Here is a 19,784-nt window from a genome sequence, read left to right on the forward strand (position 1 = left end):
ATTTATAATAAATTAAAATAATTTGTTTCTAATTGATAAATAGGGTTTTCTGAAATATCTTTGTTTTTAATAGTTAATTTAATTTCATCATTACTATTAATATTATTTTGTTGTTTTAAATTTCAATCTGTAATTTGTCCAGTTTTAAGTGATATAAATGGCGTATTTGGTTCACTATGATTATTTCAACGATAAACTGATTTAAAATAATTATTATTTTTATCTCAATGATATACATAAGGAAAAGTTGCTGGTTTATATATATACAAGTTAGTATAAGTTAAACCGGCACCTATATCTAGAGGTGGTTTAAAATAATTTCCTAAATATAAATAATATTTATCTACTTTTTCAAGTGTTATGACATTAACAAAATTTGCATTGGTGTTGTTTTTAAATTTTACAAGATTTCAATCTTTATTTTCATCATATCGTCACACGACAAAATATCATTTATTATCAACTTCTTTAAATGGTTTATCATATGTATAAACCTCTTCTCAATAGTTTATTGGAGTTGGTGGCCTCACGCCACCAATAAAATTTAAATATGATGAATTTAATTTAACTTTACAATCTTCAAATTCTCAATATCCAGTTTCTGCCTCTCTTGGATTAGATATTAATTCAAAATAATAAGGGGCAAATAATTTAACATCATCATTATAGCCTTTATTAATTGCATATTTACTATATGTATAATTTGATAACATGTATATCACTTGTTTAATTCTTTTTACATATCTTTTATGTAATTCACTTGGATTGTCTAATTTTCAATTTTCAAATAAACCATCAATAACATCTTCTGGTTTTTGTCCTTCGAATTTTTGACGTAATTCAGCCGCTTTATTTGTAGGATTGCTTTTTTCATCGTATTTTGCCCCTTGAAATTTTCGATCATAATTATAACGATAAGTTAAATAATTTAATAAAACTTTTTCTAAACCATTATTTTTTATTAAACTTAAAATATCATCTGATTGAATATATATTTTTGCAATAAACCACGGTAAAAAACATTCGGTAAATCAATATTGAAATACTCTTAAATTAGGTTCTGTTTCAATAGGCATAGATAGCAACGGTACTAAATTAGCATTTTCAACTATTGATGAAGGATAAGAATAAACACCATTAATATTACCTCAACATTTAATATTTCCAAATAACATTGATTTAGGGTATTTAATTTCAATGCCAGTAAATACTGTATCTTCGGGTAATGATTTTTGTAATACTAAATGAATACTATTTTGGTTTTTTCATTTAAAATCAGTCACCTTAACTAAATGAGTAGATTTAATAATATCAACACCATCAGGTGAATAAGATCTTTTATATTCTTTGATAATATAACATTCATTTTTATTGTTTTCGGTAATTGGTTCATTAATAGATACTATTTTTAAGTCATAGGATTCTAAAAATTCTTTGTCTTTTTTTGAAATATCATTAATTAAAATATCTTTTTCATCAATCATTACATAAATTTAAAATTAAAATCACTAATTTCATAACCAGTTATTTTAATATATTCATCTTTGTCAATAAAATCTATTTTAACGCTATTTTGAGAGTAGTTTAAGATTGGTTTTTGCTTTGTCTTAACAAGATTTTTTATTAATTTTATAAATATATAAGGTTCTAGCACGGTCTTCAGTAAATAATTGTTTTAAATCAGGGTCGCTGTACTGCGATTGACTAGCAAAATCTAATGGAATACTATCAATTGAATAGTCAATTAATTCATCATTTTCTGCTAATTGTGCTAACATTTTTTCAGATGGTTTCAACATTATTCTTTTCCTCTTTTTTCTTTTGTTTTTTTTAAATTGTTTATATGTTTAGATGTCATTTTTTCAATAAGACCGTATTACAAAATAAACAATAATCAAAGTTAATTAAATTAACTGGACATTCACAATTTTTACAATATTTTGCCATTATTCTTGTTTTCCTTCTTCATTAGGCATATTGATAATAGTTTCGTTGTTTTTTAATTGTCTGTTTAAAGTAGCATTTACTGGTAAGCGAACATCAACAATTAACTCGTCAATATTTTTAATATTGAATGTTCTACTGTTTAAAATAGCATTATCATATTTAATTAACTTAATAATAAATTTAGTTAATTTAATTTCTCTAATATATATCATTTGTTCGTATGATGCGTTTGTTTGAATATTTACTCCCGCAACTTCTGCTTGTGTTTGTTGGGCTCCCCCTTGGCGATTGCGGGAACATGATGTCGATTTATTTTATAGTAATTTGTTAATAATCAATCATATATTTTGGTTAATTGTTCACCTTTAAAATTACCAGCAATATAGTCTACTGGTTGAAAAATACTATCAGGGTCTCCTTCAACTAATAACAAGTCATTTTGAATAAATGATGCCAGCATTTTACTAATTTCTTGGTCAACCACACCAGTAACTCCATTAGTATTAATAGTAAATTTACCACTATTTAATAATGGATCTAACATTATCTTTTCAGCAATAATATCTAAAAAATACTAGCAAATTGTTTACCATAACGAGCAGAAGGCTCAAAATTAGGGTTATTAGGAATAATTTCAATTGGAATAAAATTAAGTGGTAATATTTCTTCTTTTTGTAATGTTGTATAGTTATTTCATTTAGCAACATCAATATATAAGTCGGTAATAGTACTGTATAATCGTGTTTTTAACTTTCTAATAACTTTTACTTGTTTAGTTACATAATCAATTTCTAATTTTTCAGTAATAAAAATACTCTGGTCATTTTTAATATAAGGGTCATAATCAAAAGCACAAGATACTAAATTACCTAATTCATCATATTGGTCATTGTAAAAATCAATAGTAATAAAATTAAGTTTTGAATTATTAGCAAAAATAAAATATGCACCTTTACCATTCTTATTAATTTTATATTCGTTATATCAATTCTTATTGGTAAAGCCTGCATTTTTAAAAAGCTATTAATTAATTAAGTATCTTTTTTTTGATTAGTAAGTGGATTATAAATGCTAATTTCTAAATCTCGTGTATTTAAAAAATTAGCATTATCTTCACAAATTCTTTTTTCTAAAATTTCATTATGTTTTTGAACAGTAACATTTTTACGATTAGTAATCGTTGATACTAAATTAAGATAATAACTATCAATATCATATTCTTTTTTTAATTTCTTTTTTGCTGGTAACAATCCCATTTATATCACCTCTTTATTTCGTATCTTCTTTTTTAATAACATCTTCAATACTATCTTGTTTTTGTTGTTTGTTATGAGTTTTGATAAATCTAATAGTTTCAATAATTAAAACTATAATTCCTGCTCCAATAAGCATTACTGAAACAATAACATATGGGTCAAGAAATACCCAATGTTTTTTCTCCGATAAAACAAATAATAATTCCGGTAATAAAAAACAATAATGAAACTCCAAAGATTTTCAAAAACATAATCATATCTTTAATAGTTACTTTTGGCATAATACCATCTCCTTCCTAACTTACTTTTTTCTTTCAATATACAATCCTTTAATTTCAACACTATTTGATATTGATGATAATTTAAACTCACCATCGGAAATTATTTCCATATGATATTCCACTTGCTAATTGACCTTTAAAGTTTATATGCGTAATTATATATAGTTCTATCTCAAACGTTGTATAACACCATAAACGATAATAATATTCTGACTTATTAAAATTTTTAATTTTATATCCTTTAGAATCTTGAACAAAATCACTAGTATCAACAACTTTTCAATCATTTGATATTTTAGGTAAATCTTTTTTCTGTAAATAAAATTTATCTAAATATTTAGTAGTACCAAATGTATCATCAGTACTTTCAATTCCCGCAACTGTACTATCAATAATCATATAATCAGCAGTATTTTTAATAATTGTTTTATTATCAATTTTAATATCACTACCGCCACTTTGTTTTGCTTTTCAGACACCATTTTTTCATAAATAGTATCATTATCAAAGGGAACATTTATTTCATTATTGTTATTTTTAACAATAGTTTTATTGTCAATCTTAGTTTTTTTTTTTTTTTTCTATTAAAGCATCAACTTCTAATTGAGTATAATATGCTTCTAAATCAATCATTGTTAAAACAATACCTTCTTCTTGAAAAGTACGAAACATTTTCTTTAAAGTTGTTAAATTAGCCAATGATTTTGCATAGGTAGGCAATAGACCTTGTCAAGTAATCATAGGGTCATTTTACGATGAATAATTAATATCACCAACACTCATATTTGCCGAAGTAAAAAATTCAATTGGAATGCGGTTAAATGTTCAATGCTCAATCGTAATAAACACCATATTAATACAAATTTTCTTTAATAATGGATCTTTAAATGTTTCAAACTTTAGTTTTGAAAATATATAGTTTAAGTAAGAATTAATCATATTTTGGGCTCTTAAAGCAAATGTTTTAAATCATAATTCTACATCACCTTTAAAGAACTTATTATAACGAACTGGAACTTGTGTAATTTTACCTGTCATTGGAATAAAATTATTATAATTTTCCAAAGTAACATTTTGTCATAATTCATTTAACATTTAATCATCTCCTTATCATTTACTTTTTTTAGAATATATTTTCTTTAATATAAATTTTTTACTATTTAGTAATGTTTTTGTTTTAATTGTTTTGTTTAAATCTTGTTTTGTTCTGAGTTGTTTATATGCTTGAAATACTAGTCCATTACCTAACAAACTAGTAACCGCACTATCTTCTAGCGTATTTAACAATTTATCTTTATTAAAGTTATTTTTAAATTGTTCTTGCATTTTTAATATCTTAGCAATTGTCCGATATATTTTAAAACTATCTTTTACTACTTGCTGATAAACAAGTGGGGCAAAAGAAACTAAATTAAACAAACTTGTTTTTTTAAATCCCCAACCAATAAACCATTAACTGTTCATATAGAATTTAAACGGTTCAGGAGCTAAAACAAACTGTTCTGCTTTGATTAAAGTTGTCATAACGACAATAGGGGCATATTTAGGATTTTTATAATATATTGTTAAAGCAACTTCACCCGCAACTGATAAAGGAACAATTTTAACTGCTAAAAAAACATCAGAACCATAAGCAAAAGGTAATAATTGACCTTTTTTAATAGCCTTAGTTTCAAATTTAGATAATATTTTTTTAGTTTTATCAGTAATTTTACTAATTACTTTTTGTTTAATAGTAATTATTTGTTTTTCAATTGGGGCTAATAATTTTTTAGTTACTTTTTGAATATAAAAATTTGGGTTTAAATGATTTTAAATTTTATTTAATTTAATTGGTGTTTGATGAAAAATATTTAATAATTTATTATTATATATTTTACTGCCCCTCATTAAATTAGCATTTAATAGTAGATTTTTACCAACACCTTTTTTATGAAGATTAGTCATAATGTTATATCACTTATTAGTATTAATTTTACTTATTTTATCAATATTTAATCCATATTCAAACAATCATTTATTAGCATTTTTTCATTCACGCGTGGTATTTTTTGAACTAATTTAGAACTTATTTTTTGAATATTTTTCTCAATTTTTAATAAATTATTAATTGTTTCTAAATTAGAAACTTTAAAACCTTTATAAAAATCATTTCGGGCTAATTTTCCAATTGTATATAATAAAGTTTCATTATTAGCCTGCTTTGTAAAATCAAATATTAATTTAGAAGATAAAATCTTTTTACCTGTAACTTACCTTACAACATCTTCTAAATTATTAGCAGTTATTACACCTAATTTTTCAAGTAGTTTAGTTTCTTTTGCTAATTTTAAAATTCTAGTTGTTCGAACAGCACGCGTTAATTTACCAATTCCACCAATTGATGGTAACAAATTTAAGGCAATGCTTTTTGCTGTTACTTCTGATGTTAATTTATCGTATATTTGATTTACGGCAAAATCGGTTGCTGTTTCTATTCCAAACGAGATAAATGCTGCGGCAAAATTAGATAATCCCGCACCAAGAACAACAGCCGAATCAATACCACCAGTTAAAACTAATAAACCAAGAGCTAAAACTTGAATTCCTAAAAATTCTAATAACTGTAAATCAAAATTTTTTTGTTGTTGGATTGACAATCTAGTTGGATTTTTTTAACAGCATAAATAAGGACTGTTTTAGATGTTCCAATTGGCATATATATCAAACGAAAAAGTACTATTTTTTAGTACTATTAAGAATTTTTAATTTTAACATCAATCGAATTTGTTTGACCAGTAGCGTTGTTTTTACCTTCAATTTGAACTTCAACAGTTTTATCATTTGTAATATTAATTGGTCAGTCTTCACCTTTACTTTCAATAAAGTAATCAAAATCACTTTCAGTTAAAGAACTATTTACTGCTTTTACTGCTTTTAAAACAACATCTTTAAATTGTGATTTTAACTGTTCAGCTGTTGCTTTTGTTGGGTCTGTAACATGAATATTTGGTTTATCTATTTTATTAATTTTACTAATATCAATTTTTGAAACAATATGTTTAATAATTCCCTTAGGTTCAACTACTGCCCCACCTAAATATAAAACTCTTTCCATAATCAAAGTATTACCCATTCCAGTACCCAATGCAGCTGCACCAACTCTTAATGGAGTATGGTCTTTTTTGCGTAAGATAAGAGGGTCATATTTTTTACTAAATTTAAAGGCAATTGCATTAACACACCATCTGGTAATAAAGTAATTGTTCCTTCTGAACCATCTTTATTAATAATTGGTAATTTTTTAGGAACCATATAATATGTTGTTCCTTCAACAGTTTTCATTGCTCCGCTTGTTTCAATTACATTGTTTATTTGGTCATTTGCTCCAAGTGTAACTGTAATTTATTACGAATTTCACGAATAAAATCAGCCGAACCCAAGAAAACTGTTTCTGATGGGGTAAATCCATTTTCATATATTTTATCCATAATTTTATCGTGAATTTGTAAAGCATTAGTATCATCTGCTTTTTGGCCTTGAATGGTTGTAACTACTCCTTTATTAATAATTTTTAAAATTTTATTACGTTTATAAGCAACCTCAGTATCCATTGCTTGTTCAATATCAGCAGCCCAAAGATTAGGGTTAAAATCACTTTCTACAGGGTCTAATTTACGAGCAAAAAGTTAAAATTGTATCTAATTCAACAATTTCATCATCAAATTCTACTTCTGAATAATTTAATAATTTATCATCATTATTAAATACTTTCCCATCTTTACCAGAACCTTCATTATATTTAATATTTTTCTTTCTTTTATATGCTAAACTAAATTTACTTGCATCTTTTCACGCAAATAATGCTTCTCAACTAAATTTTTGTTGATAAGTTTGTAAATATCATTGTTCAAATGTTTCTCGATCTCGTTTTGTTGCTTGATTAGCAATATCTCCGAAAATTCTTTGTGGGTTTTGTGCCATAATTTACTTCCTTCTTTCTATTTATTAAATACATTGTCTGTATCTAAAATATTGTTTTCTTTGTTTTCTACTTTTGGTACGCCCCCAGTATTAACTGTTTGTACCTTAATTAATTCATCATAAACACTTTGCAATTGTGTTTTAATGATTTCAATATCATCAGTAATATTATAAAACTTTAATAAAGCATTTTTAAATTCTTCATTATCAGTTAAAGAATTAATAAAGTCAATTACTTCAATTTGTTTTAATTGAATTGTTTGTTGTTAAATTTGTGAAGTTAATTCAGTATTTTTTGTTTGTAGTTCGTTGATTTGCTGATTACTATTTTCTAAATTAATTGCATTAAATTCTTCAACTTCAGCAGTATTTTCTAAAATAATTTCAGCAGTTTTAATATCTAAACTACCATCTTTATTTTTAATAGGTTCACTATTTTCATTAATAAGAACATATTTTACATTTTTTAATGCCATTGTTTTTCCTCCTATTTTTTAATATTTGTATTTGTTCTTTTTCTAATCGCTTTTTGTATAATTTCAAAACTGTCTACTCTAAAAGACAAAAAATAGCGTTTAGTTTTTATATTTAACTGATTAAATACTGAGCCTTTAATTTTTATCTCATCATCTTTTTTTAATTTCAAAAACTCAGTTAAAATAGATGGGTTATATATTGATAATGTTGAGTAATTTAATCCGTCTCATTGACATTTAGCCGAACAAGCATCAACTTCAACACCACCAGCAACCAGTGCCTTAATTTTAGTTTTAATCGGATTTTCATGTAATCTAACAGTTAATTCTAACTTATTAACTTTTTTATTTTTTATTTTAGGTTTATTAGTTATTGATTTTTTAGGTAAATTACTTTTTGTTTGTGCCATTTTTATCAACTCTCCTTTTGCTAAAAATACTGTAAATGTTTCCAAGCATCGTGTTCGTGCTCTGATATTTTAATATTTCCTTTATAAATATAATTTTTCTTAATGCTGGTGATTGTAAAATATATTTTAAATTAAATAGATATTTGCATAAAACTTTTAAACCACCAATAAATTTAGGAGTAGATAATGGATTTTTTATTTTTAAACCCTTATGAAGTTGATAATCTTCAATTATTACAATAACTTTATTTAAATAAGAACAAATTTTATTTTTAAATTCATTTAATATTAAATACATATTATTTATTGCTTCTTCTTCATTTTTGGAATTAAAAGTAATATTATTAATTATTTTCTTTTGCAAAACATTATAAAAAATAATACCAGTTTGTCCAATTCCAGCAGGGTCAATTGCAATAATATATTTTAATTTATTTGTTTTATTTTTTTGTCAATTTGTAATATTTTTCATCTATCGGATGCTAAATCTAAAATATCGTTAATTTTATAATATTGCGTATATGAAACAATAATATCTCACTTGTCTTTAAATAAATTTAAGTACATTTTGGCTCATTCTAAACATTGTAAATCATAATGCTTTTTATGATGTGAAATACGACAATTAATAGGTTGACAATTAACTCAATCAAATGATGTTGTTATTTCATTTCAAGTTTTATTAATATATTTACTTTTATATTCTGTCATTTTTCTATACTCCTTAATTCTTTTTATTTGTTGCTCAAATTTCACCATTAATATCATTTACTGTTCTGTAAAAAAACATAATATTCCTTTATTGGTTAATATTTTGATATTTAGTAAATAATTTATTTTAATATTTAATTACTTCGCCGCCCGCTCCACTTTGAAGGTGGGCGGGGGCGGATAGGATATTTTGATAGAGTTTACCCCCATACGGAAATAAACAAAAAACAGTTTACCCAGTTATTAATTACGCTTCATCCATCCCTAGACAACTTTATACAAAGAAAATAACCTTTTGGAGTTCCAACCCTCTTGTTTTTTAGTGTCCGATATTGTTTTTTCGGTTTAACAACACTCTTTTTATGAAAACAAGCCAAAAAACAAATGCTCTGACATTTCGCAAGTGATTAATCTTGCCGAGAATTAAAGAAATAAATAGGAGTAGTAAATCCAATCGCTTTCACACTTTCTTTAAGGCTTCGTGCCATAGATGAGTTATCCATCTTTAAGCATCAAAAAATATTAAGTTTTAAAGATTGAATTTTGGATTAATCGTTAGATAGTATCTTTATTTTTTTATCTCATTATCTTTTTTAATTCTTTGTTTATTAAATATATTTTTTAGTAATTATATTTAACAATTAACTAACAACTAAATAAAACAATTATTCAAAATTTTTTAAGAAAAGAAAGGATGGATTTTTCTGAAAAAACATATTTTATTAAGTGTAAAAGATACTATCTAACGATTAATCCAATAAATATAAGTATTTTTTACAAAATAAAAAGCACTTTATTTTTTCAATAAAGTGCTACATTTGCATTTACAATTTACAGTAATAAAAAAATATTTTTATTAGAAACCATTGAATTAATTAAAAGTAATGAAGAAGGTATTGTAAATCAATCATTAGAATATAATATTGGTTGTCATGTTGAGGGTGATGTATCGCATTATATTAAGGCTGTTAAAGGGCGTGGCGCAAAAATATATTGTAAAGAAACATTTATCAATATGTTAATTGCTTCTATGTTAAGACTTAATAATCAAATTAATGATGAGAAAGTTGATAAAACTAATAAAAATAAAGAAAAGATTGAATTTAATATATTTAATTTAAATCAATTTTAAAATCAATTTTTATCTTTATAAAAAATAAAAAACCTTTTAAAATTAGCAATAACTTTAAAAAGTATTTTTTAGTATGTCAAAATTCATAATTTTATAAATTATTTTTTCAACTAAAAATTATATTTTTAAAAAAAGTTGAATTTTTTATAAATTTTGTTATCATTTAGTCATAAGCGAAACTTAATTTGTTTTTAATTACTTAATTTTATTAAAAATCTAAGAATAATCAATACTAGCAAGTTTGCGAACATATGATCCAAGTCAAAAGCCATGAGATAGTAAAAACAGTCTTTTAACTAAGACAAATATGACAAGAGATGTTAATCAATATCTTACTGATTTTGAAACAGATTTTACAAAACATTTTAATTCTCTTTTAAAATTATATGATAACTCAATGGTCTTTACTGATGCATGACAAGCTTATTTACCAGCATTAGGGACAAGAATTGAAATTTCTCAAGCCCAAAAAAATAATTTAGCATCGGTACTAAATAAACAATATCTACCAAAACTTGAAGTTACAAATATTTATCAAAACGGTGATGTCAAACACTTAAAAATTAGTTGAAAATTTGTTGATTTAAAAAATAATGAAAAAATTATTAATATATGCCATATGTTCATGAACAAGTGTTTGATTAATTTCACTTACAAGGTAATTTTAAATATAATTTAAAAATTAGTTATACTAGTAAAACAAATTAAAAAATGATACAATACATATTGTATAAATACTTTGCTATAAAATTAAAAGACATAAATTGAGTAATTTAAGAAAATAGATGGAGAATAAAATGCTTAAAAAAGGTAAATCAAATTCATGATATTCAATAATATCATTTTCAATTTTTAAAATCCGCCGTTCAATGGCAGTTTGAGTTTTAGTGTTGTTGTCACTTGTTTTATTTGGTGCAATTGCGATTACTCTTTTTTTATCTTCAACAAATATTTATGATTTTTTAAAAAATTTTCAATACGGAGTGTTTATTTTTAATAATATTTTATTATTATTGTTTGTGTTGTTAGTTATCATTAAAATTTTTGGTCGAGAATTTGAAGATGGGACATATTTACTTTTAATTTCCAAACCATATTCTCGATTTACTTTATTTTTCTTAAAATTAATTTCACTTTGAATTTTGATTATCTTTTTCTTAGAAACAATTATTTTATTTGCTTTAGGAATTGGTTATATTGGTTATTTAATTAATAATGATCCAGAGTATTTACAAGTTTATCAAAATTTATTATTGAAATTATTTTTATATTCTTTAGCATTATCTTTTTTTGCATCAAGTGGTATTTTATTTGCGGTAACTTTTTTAAATTCACAAGTAGTTTTATTAATTGTTGTTATTTTCTGTAGTTTATTTTTAGTTGGTGGGATGCCATATTCGTTAATTATGAGTTTAGCTAATACAATTGATTTATCATTTGTTGACACTAATATGACTAAGCAGCCTTATCCTGTGCATATTATTAAAAGTACAATTAATTTTAAAAGAAATTTAGAAAAAAAATTAATTAAATATGATAATTTAACTAGCAAAATTTGAGATTTTTATAATTCGTGAGATTATGATGATTTAGATAAAGTTTTTAAAACGCGAGACTATGAAAATATTACAAGTAATCCTAATTTACGAATTAAACGATTAGAATTTTATCAATCATTAGGTTTAACAAAACCAAAAGAAGATAGTTATACAATTAGCCAACTTAATAAGTGAGATAAAATAACAAAATATAAATATGATAATAAGGATGAAACTATTTTTGAAATTTTTAATAAAGTTGGCGGAAGTAATCTTCAAATGAAAGTAAACTTTGCGACAAATTTCTTTTTCAAATCACCAGGAGAATTAGATTCAAATAATAAAATTCATCAAGAATTACTTGACGCTATTAACTTTATTGGAAGAAGTGCAAAATCGTGAGACTTGTATCTTAGAACAAATGATTTAAATGGAAATTCATTATTTTACTTTGATTTAGATAAATCCTATTATAGTTTATCATCATCTGATAGTAAAGTAGGAACAGAAAAACGAAAGTTATCTGAGCCAAATGGATTTAATCCAGTAAATGTTTTTCGTTTTGAATTTGCTCGAACTGGGATATCACCAGTTGATTCAGAATATGATAATGGTACTGAGTTTCAAGATTGAATTCTTAATTATTTTGGAGCTGAAGATATAATTGAAGATGGTTTTGAAATTAAAACACTTTATGTTTTAAGAGAAATTGAAATTAATATTTTAAAAAAAATAATGGATTATAAATTACTTGAAAGTGTACCAATTAAAATAAATACCGAATGACAAAAATATGATGATTTAATGCAAACTTATGAATTAATTTCTAAAATTAATATTATTGAACATTGAAATCAAATTTGAACAAGTTCTTTATCATATGTTCCATTTTGATTTGAACCATTGCAACGAAGTAATATTGATTTTAGTGTTCAAAACAATTATTTAATGAGTTATCAAGATTTCCCAATAGCATTACAACAAGAAAAAAAAGTTGACCTTGATGTAACACCATTTTTAAATATTAATTTATTGTTATATGTTTATTTAGGAATATCTGGTTTATTTTTAATTAATGCTTATTTAATTTTACGTCGCAAAAATATTACTTAAGGTAGGGGAAAGGAGATGTTAAAACATGAATAATAATGCATTAATACTTAGCGATGTGGCAATTGCTTCGCGTAATTTTAGCAAAAAGTTTAAAAATAGTATTGTTGGTCCATTTAATTTTAATGTTAGTCGTGGAAAATTACATGCCATTTTAGGTGTTTCTGGAAGTGGAAAAACAGTTTTCATTAAATCTTTAATTGGTGGTTTAAAGGGCTTTCATGGTGATATTACAATTTTTGGTAAAAAAGCAACAAAAATTAGTATGAAAAAAATGATTGGTTATGTTCCTGAGTTTGTTACTTTTCCTGAAAATATTAGTTCTTATAATTTTTTAAAATATTTAGGAAAAACAAATGGTTTACGAGGGAAATATCTTCGTGACCGCATTGAATATTTAATGAAATCATTAGAAATTTGAGAACACCGTGATAAAGATGTTAATTCATTTTCAACAGGAATGAAAAAAAGAGTAATGATTATTCAAGGTATTATTTATGATCCTGAAATTTTAATTTTAGATGAACCAGAAGCGGGATTAGATATTAATAATCGAAAAAAAATTATTTTTTACTTAAAACAATTAACACTTCGCGGTAAAACTGTCTTTTTTTCATCCCATTTACTAGATGAAATTAAAGACTATATTGATGAATTTACAATGGTAATGGATGGAACGCAAATTTATACGGGGCAATTAGCTGCCTTTAATATTAAAAATAGTTATTATCTAGTGACTAATAATCCCCAAGCAATGATTCGTTATTTTAATTCAAACCGAGTACCAAACTGATATGATCGAGCAAATAATTCGTTAAATTTTGTTTTAAATTCACCATTACATTTATATTATGTCACTCAATATGCATTAAAAAAACAAATTAAAATTGCTAAAATTAGTAAAGTTGAATTTTCATTTGATTTTCTATTACAAAAATTAAATATTACGCTACCTCCTAATATGACTACTAATCGTAAATTACGAAAAAAACAATTGAAGAAATAGCAACAAGGTTAATTAACCAGCATAAGTTTTAAATGTAATTATGTAACAAAATTAAAGAAAGTAATCTTTAAAAATATTTTAATGGGCATTAAAGTATTTTTTTTTTTTTTTTTTTTTTTTTTTTGCACTGTGTAAATTCAAGCAGCAAATTCTGTCTCTTGTTGTTTTGATAATAACACTCTTTTAAAGAAATGCAACTATTTTTTCAAAAAAATAAAATATTTGTAATTTTAGTCTATTCTAAGCATATTTAGGCACACTGAAAAATAATTTATTAAATTTTGTAAATAAACCTAGCTAAAATTATCTAAAAATACTTCCCTAGATGTTCTTCAATTTAAACAAGGCCTTTATTTTTCATTCATAACATCAACTACTCAATCTATTTTTTGTTGACTAATAGGATTAAAATCTGTTCCCTTTTTAAATCAATGTCTAAACTCACCATTTATATACTCAATTAATGGTTTTTGTTGTGGTTTACCAGGGTCACAAAAATAAATATTAAAACCAGTAATCTTTTCCATTTCCTCAAACTTACTAAATTCTTTACCTTGATCAGTTATTATTCCTTTAATTTTTCCAACTAAACCATTAATTCTAACTATATATTCAAGTTTTTCTAAAACTTCACTTGAATTATTTTTTTCTAATTTCATAGCAAAGTATTTTTTACTTGATTTCTCTGCCAAAACTAAAACAGAAGATTGATGGTCTTTACCAACTACCGTATCCATTTCAAATCAACCAACATCAGATTCTTTATTTTCAATATCTCATATTGATTTAAATCTTTCATCTAATTTTCCACCATTATCAGATTTTCCTTTTCTTTTGTATTTTTTACCATGATGGCATAAATTTTGTTTATTTAATCCTAATAAATTTAAATAAATTCATTTATTTATATAAAGTTTTTTTACATGCTGGAAATTTAACACCAAACTTTTTTTAAACTTTCTAATAATTTATGATGGTGTATCATGATATTTATTAAATCTTATATTTAATCATTCTTTTTGTTCTTATGTAAATTCAGACAGTTTTTTAATAGATTTTTTTCGTTTTTTCTTATAATCTTTTTCATTTAATGATTGAGAAGATAAAGTTGATACAAAAAGTGCTGATTTTATTAAGGATATGATAAATAAATTAGAAATAGAATTGGAATTAGCTTTTTTAAATGACCAATATGGCGGGGGTAAGAAAATATATGTTGAAAAATATGTTAAGGATACAAATAAAAATAATGCAAATATTGTTGTTAATTTTGATAATGTTGATTTACCAAAAATAAAAGAGGTGATAAAAGATGCTTAAACATTTTTTACATCTTGATGAAATACCAAGATGATTTTATCAGCAAAATGTTCCTAATGCACCTTGAAAAGAAAAATATAATCCTGCTGATGAATATAATGAAATAGGAAGTCGTTATAGTGCTAAAACATTTATGATTAAAGATAATCCAATTGGTAAATCATGTGCTATATCATTATTAGTAAATAAACCAATATTTATTATTGCTGTTATGAAAATGAATAAAGATATTAGAAAAGGAGTATTTGAAAATATACAAAATACTCTTAATGCTATGAATATTAATTATAAAATTAATTTATCAGAACATTCTTTTACATTAGATAATGGTACTTATATTATTTGTAAAGGACTACATTCTGCTACTAAAAGAGAAAAGTTAAAAGCCTTTGCTGATTTAGATAAATATGAATTTGCTATTGAATGAAGAGAAGAAGCAGACCAGTTAACAAAAGAAGATATTAGAGAATTAACCTTTGCTGTTCGTGGTGCTAAAAGAAAGTTTGTTATTAATTCATCTAACCCTGAATCATTAGGAAGATATATTATTAAATATTGTAATGAAATAATGCCATTTGATGAACAATTAATGCGATTAAAATATGATCAAGTTGGAAAGTTTAAAATTAATTATTATGAAAAGAATAAGAAATTTACTAAAACAGTTATTATTCATTATTCTAGTTGAAGACTTAATACTTATTTAGATGATGATGTAATTCGTAATCAATTAGAGTTAAAAAAAAATAGACCCAATTAGATCAAGAGTATGAAGTTGAGGATTGCCTGGACAATTAAAAGGTGCTGTATTTGCTAGATATCTTAAATTTACTAAATTAACATGAAGTTTTGACAAATTACTGGCTGGTGTTGATTATGCACAAGCAGATAGTCCTAATGGTTATAAAACAAGTGCTAGTTTATGGGTATATAATTCAACTTTAAAAAAAGTACATAAAATAGGTAAATATACTCATTCAAATGCAACAATGGAATATAAAGATGTTTTTGAACAGGCAGATGATATTATTCAATTTTATTTATCTAGTTTAAAAAATAGTACTATCTTTATTGAATGTGGTTTAACTATTAATGTTGATTATGGTGCTGGTGGTAGAGCATTTATTGATGTTCTTAATAGTGAAAAAAATATCGGTATGGTAAATTATTAAGATTTGAAGAAGTTGATAAAAGTGTGTGATTAGTTGCTGACCATGTTAATGCATTTATTGGTGCTATTGAATATATTAGAGATATTGTTCAATCATCAAATAACAAATTAATAAGGGAGTATATTTAAAATGTATATATATTTAATTGATTTAGATAAGATTATTGGAAAATATAAAAAGAATGTTCCTAAAAATAATATTTTTGTTTATAAGTATAAAAATGAATATAGAGTCTTAAAAATGGATAAAGTAGAAAAAGAAAGTAAGTTATTAATTTGTCATCTTGCTAGATTATGAGTAAATGAAAATGAATAAAAATATTAATAGATGATTAGAATTTAATAATCGTAATTGAAAATTAAATGTTCCATTAATTGTTGCTCAAAGAAAAGTAAGAATGGAAATTGGTCGTGGATTATTATGTGATAGTGAAAATGAACAAGCATTAATACATTGACAAAATTGATATCATAAAAGAAAAGTTTATGAAAAATTAATTAAAATGTCATGATCTAAATCATTATTAGGTGTTGCTGTTATGTTTATATATGAAACACGCGATGGTGATTTAGATATTATGTTAGGTACTGCTTTATTTACTAATTTTGTATCTAAAATTAATGAAGAGGAACAAGCAGCAGATATTTGAATATTACCTAATCAAGATGATACTGGTTATATATTTCATGTAATTATTAATGATAAATATATTCAAATTGATTCATATCCTAATGATGAAAATACCGAAGCAGGAGCAGTTAGTGGCAAAATAAATGAAAGTTTAAAAATTGAAAAAAGAACATATATTAATAAATTAGGTCGTTTTCCATTAATACAAATTCCTAACTTTATTCGTGTTAATCAACAAGGTCAAGCATCTTCAACTATGTTAAATTCTTATCCAGATATTTATCCTACTATGTGATTAATTGAAGATTTACAAGATAATTTATTTATTAAAAAGAAAACAAGAAGATTTTCAAGAGCAAGAGGATATATTCAAGCAACTGCTGCTGAAATTAGTAATGTAAAAGATAAGAAAAAAACCTGAGATGATTATGAAAGTGATTTTGTTATTCAAAATGTAAATAATAATTATGATGAAAAAAGTGGTAATGCAACTGTTAATTATACGCAAGGACAATATAATTCTAGTGATTATAATCTAGATACTGACCATATTTTAAAAATTGTATTTCGTGGTATTGGTTTATCATGACAAGCAGATGAACAAGGAACTTATACTAATCAAAATCAAACATTAATTATGCAAGCAGAAGATATTGAATCGCAAGCAGTATGACAAGAGTTCTTATTAGATTATTTATATCGTTTATTTGCTTGTTGATGAATATTTCATAAATATTGAAAAGTTGAAAATAACAATTGAGATAAAAGTGAACGCCCCTACTCATTAAAATTTAAACAAGCAGGAATTATTGACCAAATCCGTTTAGTAGATATTAATAACACAAGATTAGAAAATGCAACTATGTCTCATGCTAAATATATTTATACTGTTGACAGTATTCCTATGACATTTGCAATAAAAGAAGTTGAAAAAATTGATAAAGAACAATTAGAAACTAATTCTAAATTTGATTTAGAAAATGAAGATGAACAAAACGAAAGCAATAATACAGGAGGCATAAAAGATAAATTTAAACAAAAATAATTCAAAAGAAGCAATACAAATTAATAACCAAGTATTATATACAGCAATGAGAATGGCCTCTACTGATTCAAAAGTTATTAAAAGAAAAATACAAGAATTAGATAAATGATTTATCTTTCCTTTTGTTATTACAAACGGAGTTATTCCAATGACTACAAGTGGATATAAACCAATTAATAGTATTCCCCAAGATTATTCAGATTTTACATTAGCAATTATTGGTAATGCAACTATTATTGCTCAATGAAGAAATACATTTAAATTAAAACAAGTTAATAAAGAAACAAAAGAAAATAATTTTAAAGATGTTGATAATTTTACTTGTAAATTGTAAATGCAAATGTAGCACTTTATTGAAAAAGAATAAAGTGCTTTTTATTTTGTAAAAAATACTTATATTTATTGGATTAATCGTTAGATAGTATCTTTTACACTTAATAAAATATGTTTTTTCAGAAAAATCCATCCTTTCTTTTCTTAAAAAATTTTGAATAATTGTTTTATTTAGTTGTTAGTTAATTGTTAAATATAATTACTAAAAAATATATTTAATAAACAAAGAATTAAAAAAGATAATGAGATAAAAAAAGATACTATCTAACGATTAATCCAAAATTCAATCTTTAAAACTTAATATTTTTTGATGCTTAAAGATGGATAACTCATCTATGGCACGAAGCCTTAAAGAAAGTATGAAAGCGATTGGATTTACTACTCCTATTTATTTCTTTAATTCTCGACAAGATTAATCACTTGTGAAATGTCAGAGCATTTGTTTTTTGGCTTGTTTTCATAAAAAGAGTGTTGTTAAACCGAAAAAACAATATCGGACACTAAAAAAACAAGAGGGTTGGAACTCCAAAAGGTTATTTTCTTTGTATAAAGTTGTCTAGGGATGGATGAAGCGTAATTAATAACTGGGTAAACTGTTTTTTGTTTATTTCCGTATGGGGGTAAACTCTATCAAAATATCCTATCCGCCCCCGCCCACCTTCAAAGTGGAGCGGGCGGCGAAGTAATTAAATATTAAAATAAATTATTTATTAAATATCAAAATATTAACCAATAAAGGAATATTATGTTTTTACAGAAAGGAAAATATTTGATGAAAAAATGAAATAAAAAAATTAAAAATAAATTACAAGAATTAATGATACAAGCTTATCTGGTAACAGTAAATGATATTAATGGTGAAATTTTAGCAACAAATAAAAAGAATTAAGGAGTATATATAAATGACAAAATATAAAAGTAAATATATTAATAAAACTTGAAATGAAATAACAACATCATTTAATTGAGTTAATTGTCAACCTATTAATTGTCGTATTTCACATCATAAAAAGCATTATGATTTGCAATGTTTAGAATGAGCCAAAATGTACTTAATTTTATTTGAAAACAAGTGAGATATTATTGCTTCTTATAAACCTAAAATAAAAAAAAAAAAAAGTTAATAAGTTAGAATTAACTGTTAGATTACATGAAAATCCTATTAAAACAAAAATTAAGGCTCTTGTTGCTGGTGGTGTTGAAGTTGATGCTTGTTCGGCTAAATGTCAATGAGACGGATTAAATTACTCAACATTATCAATATATACTCCATTTGTTTTAAATGAGTTTTTGAAATTAAAAAAAGATGATGAGATAAAAATTAAAGGCTCAGTATTTAATCAGTTAAATATAAAAACTAAACGCTATTTTTTGTCTTTTAGAGTAGATAGTTTTGAAATTATAGAAAAAGCGATTAGAAAAAGAACAAATACAAATATTAAAAAATAGGAGGA

Annotated in this window: 31 protein-coding genes and 1 pseudogene; 11 read left to right on the forward strand and 21 right to left on the reverse strand. The window is 24.3% G+C overall.

The window, feature by feature from the left end; genetic code table 4:
• Positions 1 to 2: 2 nt before the first annotated feature.
• From ACZ91P_RS07120 to ACZ91P_RS07215, 20 genes are all read right to left on the reverse strand, one after another.
• Positions 3 to 1,484, reverse strand: coding sequence for a hypothetical protein (locus ACZ91P_RS07120; protein ID WP_465158667.1), 1,482 nt, complete (start codon positions 1,482 to 1,484; stop codon positions 3 to 5).
• A gap of 123 nt (positions 1,485 to 1,607) precedes the next feature.
• Positions 1,608 to 1,799, reverse strand: a complete 192-nt coding sequence (locus ACZ91P_RS07125) for a hypothetical protein (RefSeq protein WP_465158668.1) — start codon at positions 1,797 to 1,799, stop codon at positions 1,608 to 1,610.
• A gap of 147 nt (positions 1,800 to 1,946) precedes the next feature.
• Complete coding sequence (locus ACZ91P_RS07130) at positions 1,947 to 2,159, reverse strand: hypothetical protein (RefSeq protein ID WP_465158669.1); 213 nt, start codon at positions 2,157 to 2,159, stop codon at positions 1,947 to 1,949.
• A 29-nt stretch (positions 2,160 to 2,188) separates the two neighbouring features.
• Positions 2,189 to 2,491 carry a hypothetical protein gene (locus ACZ91P_RS07135; RefSeq protein ID WP_465158670.1) on the reverse strand — a complete coding sequence of 101 codons (303 nt, stop codon included), beginning with the start codon at positions 2,489 to 2,491 and terminating at the stop codon, positions 2,189 to 2,191.
• Between the two features lie 487 nt (positions 2,492 to 2,978).
• Complete coding sequence (locus ACZ91P_RS07140; protein ID WP_465158671.1) at positions 2,979 to 3,203, reverse strand: hypothetical protein; 225 nt, start codon at positions 3,201 to 3,203, stop codon at positions 2,979 to 2,981.
• A 13-nt stretch (positions 3,204 to 3,216) separates the two neighbouring features.
• The gene (locus ACZ91P_RS07145) at positions 3,217 to 3,438 is read right to left on the reverse strand and encodes a hypothetical protein (protein WP_465158672.1); all 222 of its coding nucleotides are present in this window, start codon (positions 3,436 to 3,438) and stop codon (positions 3,217 to 3,219) included.
• 127 nt (positions 3,439 to 3,565) lie between these two features.
• Complete coding sequence (locus tag ACZ91P_RS07150; protein WP_465158673.1) at positions 3,566 to 3,883, reverse strand: hypothetical protein; 318 nt, start codon at positions 3,881 to 3,883, stop codon at positions 3,566 to 3,568.
• Between the two features lie 162 nt (positions 3,884 to 4,045).
• Positions 4,046 to 4,225 carry a hypothetical protein gene (locus ACZ91P_RS07155; protein WP_465158674.1) on the reverse strand — a complete coding sequence of 60 codons (180 nt, stop codon included), beginning with the start codon at positions 4,223 to 4,225 and terminating at the stop codon, positions 4,046 to 4,048.
• Between the two features lie 9 nt (positions 4,226 to 4,234).
• Complete coding sequence (locus tag ACZ91P_RS07160; protein ID WP_465158676.1) at positions 4,235 to 4,579, reverse strand: hypothetical protein; 345 nt, start codon at positions 4,577 to 4,579, stop codon at positions 4,235 to 4,237.
• 12 nt (positions 4,580 to 4,591) lie between these two features.
• A complete protein-coding gene (locus ACZ91P_RS07165) occupies positions 4,592 to 4,903 on the reverse strand; it encodes a hypothetical protein (protein ID WP_465158677.1) in 312 nt (103 codons plus the stop codon).
• A gap of 393 nt (positions 4,904 to 5,296) precedes the next feature.
• A complete protein-coding gene (locus tag ACZ91P_RS07170; protein WP_465158678.1) occupies positions 5,297 to 5,497 on the reverse strand; it encodes a hypothetical protein in 201 nt (66 codons plus the stop codon).
• 239 nt (positions 5,498 to 5,736) lie between these two features.
• Positions 5,737 to 6,123: a hypothetical protein gene (locus ACZ91P_RS07175; RefSeq protein ID WP_465158679.1), complete on the reverse strand. Its 387-nt coding sequence runs from the start codon at positions 6,121 to 6,123 to the stop codon at positions 5,737 to 5,739.
• 95 nt (positions 6,124 to 6,218) lie between these two features.
• Positions 6,219 to 6,611, reverse strand: a complete 393-nt coding sequence (locus tag ACZ91P_RS07180) for a hypothetical protein (RefSeq protein WP_465158680.1) — start codon at positions 6,609 to 6,611, stop codon at positions 6,219 to 6,221.
• Between the two features lie 17 nt (positions 6,612 to 6,628).
• On the reverse strand, positions 6,629 to 6,808 hold the full coding sequence (locus ACZ91P_RS07185) for a hypothetical protein (RefSeq protein WP_465158681.1): 180 nt from the start codon (positions 6,806 to 6,808) through the stop codon (positions 6,629 to 6,631).
• 26 nt (positions 6,809 to 6,834) lie between these two features.
• The gene (locus ACZ91P_RS07190) at positions 6,835 to 7,077 is read right to left on the reverse strand and encodes a hypothetical protein (RefSeq protein ID WP_465158682.1); all 243 of its coding nucleotides are present in this window, start codon (positions 7,075 to 7,077) and stop codon (positions 6,835 to 6,837) included.
• Between the two features lie 61 nt (positions 7,078 to 7,138).
• Complete coding sequence (locus ACZ91P_RS07195) at positions 7,139 to 7,447, reverse strand: hypothetical protein (RefSeq protein WP_465158683.1); 309 nt, start codon at positions 7,445 to 7,447, stop codon at positions 7,139 to 7,141.
• A gap of 266 nt (positions 7,448 to 7,713) precedes the next feature.
• The gene (locus ACZ91P_RS07200; protein WP_465158684.1) at positions 7,714 to 7,923 is read right to left on the reverse strand and encodes a hypothetical protein; all 210 of its coding nucleotides are present in this window, start codon (positions 7,921 to 7,923) and stop codon (positions 7,714 to 7,716) included.
• Positions 7,924 to 7,934: 11 nt separating this feature from the next.
• Positions 7,935 to 8,333: a hypothetical protein gene (locus ACZ91P_RS07205; RefSeq protein ID WP_465158685.1), complete on the reverse strand. Its 399-nt coding sequence runs from the start codon at positions 8,331 to 8,333 to the stop codon at positions 7,935 to 7,937.
• Positions 8,314 to 8,805 carry a hypothetical protein gene (locus ACZ91P_RS07210; RefSeq protein ID WP_465158686.1) on the reverse strand — a complete coding sequence of 164 codons (492 nt, stop codon included), beginning with the start codon at positions 8,803 to 8,805 and terminating at the stop codon, positions 8,314 to 8,316. Before ACZ91P_RS07210 ends, ACZ91P_RS07205 begins: the two co-directional genes overlap by 20 nt.
• Entirely contained in the window at positions 8,760 to 9,044 is a 285-nt protein-coding gene (locus ACZ91P_RS07215) for a hypothetical protein (RefSeq protein ID WP_465158687.1), read from the reverse strand. Before ACZ91P_RS07215 ends, ACZ91P_RS07210 begins: the two co-directional genes overlap by 46 nt.
• Before the next feature lie 1,373 nt (positions 9,045 to 10,417).
• Here ACZ91P_RS07215 and ACZ91P_RS07220 point away from each other — a divergent pair.
• The 3 genes from ACZ91P_RS07220 (at position 10,418) to ACZ91P_RS07230 (ending at position 13,830) form a co-directional block, all read left to right on the forward strand.
• Positions 10,418 to 10,855: a hypothetical protein gene (locus ACZ91P_RS07220; RefSeq protein ID WP_465158688.1), complete on the forward strand. Its 438-nt coding sequence runs from the start codon at positions 10,418 to 10,420 to the stop codon at positions 10,853 to 10,855.
• Between the two features lie 118 nt (positions 10,856 to 10,973).
• Entirely contained in the window at positions 10,974 to 12,827 is a 1,854-nt protein-coding gene (locus tag ACZ91P_RS07225) for an ABC transporter permease (RefSeq protein ID WP_465158689.1), read from the forward strand.
• 25 nt (positions 12,828 to 12,852) lie between these two features.
• Entirely contained in the window at positions 12,853 to 13,830 is a 978-nt protein-coding gene (locus ACZ91P_RS07230; RefSeq protein WP_465158690.1) for an ABC transporter ATP-binding protein, read from the forward strand.
• Between the two features lie 350 nt (positions 13,831 to 14,180).
• Here the strand turns inward: ACZ91P_RS07230 and ACZ91P_RS07235 are convergent.
• Positions 14,181 to 14,918, reverse strand: a pseudogene (locus ACZ91P_RS07235) (IS30 family transposase); the annotation flags it as partial.
• 52 nt (positions 14,919 to 14,970) lie between these two features.
• On the opposite strand from ACZ91P_RS07235, the gene ACZ91P_RS07240 reads away from it, so the two are divergent.
• The 8 genes from ACZ91P_RS07240 to ACZ91P_RS07275 all read left to right on the forward strand — a co-directional run bounded on the left by ACZ91P_RS07240 (position 14,971) and on the right by ACZ91P_RS07275 (position 19,779).
• On the forward strand, positions 14,971 to 15,150 hold the full coding sequence (locus ACZ91P_RS07240; RefSeq protein WP_465158691.1) for a hypothetical protein: 180 nt from the start codon (positions 14,971 to 14,973) through the stop codon (positions 15,148 to 15,150).
• Positions 15,143 to 15,910, forward strand: a complete 768-nt coding sequence (locus ACZ91P_RS07245; protein WP_465158692.1) for a PBSX family phage terminase large subunit — start codon at positions 15,143 to 15,145, stop codon at positions 15,908 to 15,910. The genes ACZ91P_RS07240 and ACZ91P_RS07245 overlap by 8 nt, the downstream gene beginning before the upstream one ends.
• A 22-nt stretch (positions 15,911 to 15,932) precedes the next feature.
• The gene (locus tag ACZ91P_RS07250; RefSeq protein ID WP_465158693.1) at positions 15,933 to 16,322 is read left to right on the forward strand and encodes a hypothetical protein; all 390 of its coding nucleotides are present in this window, start codon (positions 15,933 to 15,935) and stop codon (positions 16,320 to 16,322) included.
• Between the two features lie 129 nt (positions 16,323 to 16,451).
• On the forward strand, positions 16,452 to 16,637 hold the full coding sequence (locus ACZ91P_RS07255; RefSeq protein WP_465158694.1) for a hypothetical protein: 186 nt from the start codon (positions 16,452 to 16,454) through the stop codon (positions 16,635 to 16,637).
• On the forward strand, positions 16,630 to 17,997 hold the full coding sequence (locus ACZ91P_RS07260; RefSeq protein ID WP_465158695.1) for a hypothetical protein: 1,368 nt from the start codon (positions 16,630 to 16,632) through the stop codon (positions 17,995 to 17,997). Before ACZ91P_RS07255 ends, ACZ91P_RS07260 begins: the two co-directional genes overlap by 8 nt.
• A gap of 46 nt (positions 17,998 to 18,043) precedes the next feature.
• Positions 18,044 to 18,331 (forward strand): hypothetical protein, encoded by a 288-nt coding sequence (locus ACZ91P_RS07265; RefSeq protein WP_465158696.1) that lies wholly within the window; start codon positions 18,044 to 18,046, stop codon positions 18,329 to 18,331.
• 901 nt (positions 18,332 to 19,232) lie between these two features.
• Positions 19,233 to 19,454, forward strand: a complete 222-nt coding sequence (locus ACZ91P_RS07270) for a hypothetical protein (protein ID WP_465158697.1) — start codon at positions 19,233 to 19,235, stop codon at positions 19,452 to 19,454.
• A 166-nt stretch (positions 19,455 to 19,620) separates the two neighbouring features.
• Positions 19,621 to 19,779 carry a hypothetical protein gene (locus ACZ91P_RS07275; protein ID WP_465158698.1) on the forward strand — a complete coding sequence of 53 codons (159 nt, stop codon included), beginning with the start codon at positions 19,621 to 19,623 and terminating at the stop codon, positions 19,777 to 19,779.
• Positions 19,780 to 19,784: the final 5 nt, after the last annotated feature.

This window comes from Spiroplasma endosymbiont of Halictus nicosiae, from assembly GCF_978018445.1.